The sequence below is a fragment of the Bartonella vinsonii subsp. berkhoffii ATCC 51672 genome (genome assembly GCF_902825225.1).
Classification (GTDB): Bacteria; Pseudomonadota; Alphaproteobacteria; order Rhizobiales; family Rhizobiaceae; genus Bartonella; species Bartonella berkhoffii.
The window spans coordinates 9,362-13,789 of sequence record NZ_CADEAK010000018.1; the positions used below are offsets into that span (position 1 = coordinate 9,362).

The window sequence follows — 4,428 nt, forward strand, 5'->3', positions numbered from 1 at the left end:
GGCTTTAATATCTTCATTTTCCGAAATCGGCCAATAAACAAGGGGGTAGCGCTCTTGGGGTCCAAAATTAATCTCAACAAAGGGGACTATCAAATCGCGATTAGCAGTCAATGCCAATTGCCGCGCATCAGCTCTGGCAATATCATGGCGTACATTTTCATGAATCCGTGCTTGCGAAAAGGACGAACCATCATCCGTCGTCATCGTTTGTCCCAATACACCCTTTGAAATCTGTCGATCTAAATATTCAGCTTTGACACCAAAAACTGCATTGCCACTGCCCCCTGCCGCTTCAATAAATTCAATCTCCATCTCTTTGGGAATAATCGCTGCCGCATCACTGGATAAATCACGTACCGCTTGAATGAGAACCCGCCTCTCCTCATGAGAAGAGCTCGCACCATATTTCCCCACACGCAACGGCATACCGTAAACTTCTAAGAAAGCCATCCAATCTTTCAGTGTATAAGACTTAAACAAAAATGCCCAAGCCGCAAGTCTGGCAAGCCCCGTGCGGATAGGCAAACCACTTTTTAACTTTGGCCGGTGAATGGAAAATTTATAAGCAGGCAACTCACTTCCATTCAGAGACCCCTCCTCCTTTAAACGCAAATGAAAGCCATCCCGCCGATCCAATTGAAAAAACCGCTGGTCACGCCATTTCCACGCAACCGGCCACCATTCTTTGGCACTCTTATCCCACAAGGTTTCAACAACCGCATAACCTTTTCCCAAAGCATCTAACAAATCCGTCACATAATCATCAACAAAGGTAGGCGCACTAATCACTTCCCGTACAGCATCCGCAATCTTTTTATCCAATGCACTGTTGCTTGCGGCAATCACTCCAGGCTCTACTCCCGTGAGTGCATTTTTACGCATGCCAAGCACAGCACGATAATGCAAATCACGCTCTTCCATATCATCGGCAAGCTGGAAAAACTGCTCTGGATGCCCCCGTGCTGCCTGTTGTAAAATATCGGCAAGTTGCATAGGCGTTAAACCACTGACAATGGTTTGTGACCAAACATCACGAACACCGCCAATGGTAGGCGCTGCCACCTCATGCTCTAGCCCTTTGATATTAAGCGCCCTACCCCATTGATCTACAAGTTTTACCATCTCATCATCCCATCAATAAATCTTTGATCGCATTGTTGAAAAAAAAGGGGTTGAAAAGAGTGGGCTTTCATCAAAACTATAAGCCTCTCTCACAGGTGTATAGTCATAAATTTCAGGAGTTTGGCGGCTGGCAAAATAAGCCAAAGCGCAAGCAATAGCGCTATCACCATGACGCATAAAACCATCACTGCCTTTAAAACGATGATTGTCTGGAATTTTCACAATGCCATTGACATAAGCAAGCGCTTGATGATCCGCAACAATGTCACTATCGCGCGGCAAAACAATGGACCCATCCCCAAAAGCTTCCAAATAAGCCGGCATTTCTTTGCCATACCAACTTTGCGACAATTGAACTTCCTTCACGCAAGCCCCATAACGCTGCGCCGCTTTTTCCGCTAAATAAGCCCCATTACCCCGCGCATCCAAAGCACCACCTAACAAACGCGGTAAGCCATTCACCACATAAAATAAAATCTCTCTTTGTTGATCAAACGGCGTATTGCGCAATTCCACCATAAACCGGACACGGCGCACCAGATCCTGCCCAATTTCCATCACCACAATCGACGTTGCATCCCCAATTCTGGCAAAATCAACCCCAAAAACATGTTGGCGCCGTCGGTCAAGCCCAATATGAAGAGGCTTTAAGCGCCCCTCACACCAATGAAAAGCAGCTTGACTTCGTTGAGAATCCGATTGATTTTTAAAATCATCCACACAAGCAAAACGCAATACCGCAATGTCAGGCGCACAACAATTTTCAATCTGTAAGCGTGTTAAAGCCGCCCCTTCTTGATCGGCTGGTATGGCATCTAATTCTTGGCGCATAGCAGCCAAACGCACCCCATAAGAGGCACGGATTTGCTGCTCCCATTTTTGCTCAGATGCTAAACTCCAGACCTCCCCCTTCATGGCACAAACCCTTTTAAACAAGCCATTTTTAACCGCTATACCAAAGGGGTAACAATGCACCGAAAAAGGAACTTTCCCCGCTCGCGCCTCACGGATCAATTCATTGAAAGGGTTTAACACACCGTTATGTGTGGAGATCACACGGATCTTGCCTCCCCAAATCAACAAAGCATTGACCGCATCCAAAACAGCCCGCACATCTTGATGAAACGCCGCTTCGTCAATCACTACAATACCTTGTAACCCACGGATATTTTCAGGGCGGCTAGAAAGCGCTTCAATCCGAAAACCTGAAGCAAAACGCACACGGTAAGCAGAAATATATTTCGTTGACCCATCCGCCCTTTGATCAGAAAATAAAAATTCCTCCACATCCCCACTATTGCTGGTAATTGCGGAAGCAAAATTGCTCACATAACCAATAAACTCACGTCCCTTTTCTTTGGTGTCTCCAATGTAAAAAATATTATCACCACCAGCTTCACGCGTCGCTGCAGCAATAAGGGTATCATCCAAAGCTTCTGCAAAAGTAATGCCGGTCCTTCGCCCCTTTTCAACCAGTTTTAACGGTGCCTTATCTTCAATCCACGCACGTTGATGCGCCATCAAAATACCCTCTGCTAAAGGATCTTGCTCTTGGGGAAAAGCGCTTGCCCTCCAAATATCAAAACCACTTTGATGATCAAAGGCATGACTTTTTGAGAGGGGCTGTTCAGCCATTTTTTACCCCCAACACTTGCGCACGAATAGCCCGCGCTGTCTCTTTGGAAAGCCCCGCCGCTGCTGCAGCCATCTCAACCGCTTTATTTGCTTTAGAGGCAAAATCTTTTTCCAACTTTTGCCGCCTCGCGGTCGATAAATGTTCAGCCGCCAAAACCCCTTTGAGCGCATTGGCCAATTCTTGTGCTGCTTTTGGTGAAAGATTTTTCCCACTGCTTAACGTCGAAAAAATCAGTTCTTTAATCGCCGCAGCCGTCAAGAGAGTAATATTATCAGAAGCTTTAGCATCAAAGCGTTGTGAAAGGCTTGCTGCAATTTCCCTTGTCTGTTCTAAACGCCGTGACATCACAGCTAGCCGCAAAGAATAACGATTAAAACTAGAAAAAGAGGGAATAGAAAAGCTTAAACCCGTTTCCTTTTGTAAAGCCTTCAAAGCCGCTTTAAACTCACCATAAATAGCCATTTGTGTCTTCTCACGCCCATTTAAAGCCTCAGCAGCCGCGGCAATAATCTGATCACAAGCTTGCGGCAGTAAATCAATCGCCGTTAAGCGTCCACGCCCGATCTTGCGCATCCTTCACCTCATATTTTATTGATGTGCGTTTGGGCCGCTTAATTCCCTCAATGGAAAAGCTCCGATCTAAATGACGTGCCCCACGTTCTGTTAACGCCGCAAGAAAAACCGAACCCATCTGTTTTAATGTGACAGCACCTTGATCCTCCATCCAAGACAGTTCATTATGCACAAAATCGCGATCGCGCCTGATGCCATAACTGTATAAAAGCCGCTCAATCATCGCACTCGATAAGGTTTCGCTGCGCTCACAAGCAAGCCCTTTTAAAATAATCAATCGCGCTTCTTCACGGATGATTTTATCCATATCTGCTTTCATTTTTTGGCATTCTCCAGTAAAAACTCTTGCAAGCGCTCACCAATTGCCGCCACCGGTTGCAACTGCGCAGAAAGTGTATTGAGGCGACCATTCAATTTCTCCATATTCACTTCCAACCTTTGCAGCGCATCGCGATCAGGCAAAAAGTCCATCTCCGTTTCTAACTTTTGCACACGCTCTTTAAGCACTATCATGTCTTTCAGCATTTCCCTCGCGCCAGAGGAAAAATAGGCTCTCAAAACCCCACAAATCGCAACAATCGATAACAATAAAGACAACCAGCCATTCGCAACACTGATATCTAAATTCACTTGGAAATCCCCTCCCTCTTGCCTAAAATCGCCTCTTGCCTACAATCGCTTGAACAGCAGCTTTTCTGCGCTGTTCGCAGATCAATAAAGCAGCACGATCACGCCCCCAATAATGCACCACTTCACGTGCATTCAAAGCACGCTCTGGCAACAAAGAAGGACGATGACACGCTATGCGAACAACAGGTGGCAATGTAACCGATAAAAACCGATAAGAAAGATTATCCACCGGCTTGCTTGTTGAGCAAGCGCACACGCTCAAGCTCAATACCACAGCCAGCAGTTGGCAATACTGCATTGACCTCCTCCATTTTTGTAAGCTTTTGTTCCAAAGCCAAAATCACCCCTTGTGCTTGATGCTCAGCTGCATTTGCTGTTTGCCTTTGCCGCTCCAGCTCACGCTGTGCACGTGCTGAAGCCTTGGCAATTTCAAACTGCCAATACAAATCACGCGCCTTTTCCGCTTT

At 46.2% G+C, this 4,428-nt stretch carries 7 protein-coding genes; all 7 read right to left on the reverse strand.

Annotation, left to right across the window (positions count from 1 at the left end):
* A partial coding sequence (locus J7R10_RS07060) for a DUF935 domain-containing protein (RefSeq protein ID WP_208436401.1) occupies positions 1–1,122 on the reverse strand: 1,122 nt, incomplete at its 3' end.
* A 12-nt stretch (positions 1,123–1,134) separates the two neighbouring features.
* Positions 1,135–2,757, reverse strand: a complete 1,623-nt coding sequence (locus J7R10_RS07065; RefSeq protein ID WP_208436402.1) for a hypothetical protein — start codon at positions 2,755–2,757, stop codon at positions 1,135–1,137.
* Entirely contained in the window at positions 2,750–3,331 is a 582-nt protein-coding gene (locus tag J7R10_RS07070) for a phage protein Gp27 family protein (RefSeq protein ID WP_010704508.1), read from the reverse strand. Before J7R10_RS07070 ends, J7R10_RS07065 begins: the two co-directional genes overlap by 8 nt.
* Complete coding sequence (locus tag J7R10_RS07075) at positions 3,294–3,650, reverse strand: VpaChn25_0724 family phage protein (RefSeq protein WP_010705665.1); 357 nt, start codon at positions 3,648–3,650, stop codon at positions 3,294–3,296. The genes J7R10_RS07070 and J7R10_RS07075 overlap by 38 nt, the downstream gene beginning before the upstream one ends.
* A complete protein-coding gene (locus tag J7R10_RS07080; RefSeq protein WP_010705666.1) occupies positions 3,647–3,961 on the reverse strand; it encodes a DUF2730 family protein in 315 nt (104 codons plus the stop codon). The genes J7R10_RS07075 and J7R10_RS07080 overlap by 4 nt, the downstream gene beginning before the upstream one ends.
* Positions 3,962–3,983: 22 nt before the next feature.
* Entirely contained in the window at positions 3,984–4,190 is a 207-nt protein-coding gene (locus J7R10_RS07085) for a hypothetical protein (protein ID WP_244428904.1), read from the reverse strand.
* On the reverse strand, positions 4,183–4,428 hold a 246-nt coding region (locus J7R10_RS07090), incomplete at its 5' end, for a hypothetical protein (protein ID WP_208436403.1). The genes J7R10_RS07090 and J7R10_RS07085, both read right to left, overlap by 8 nt.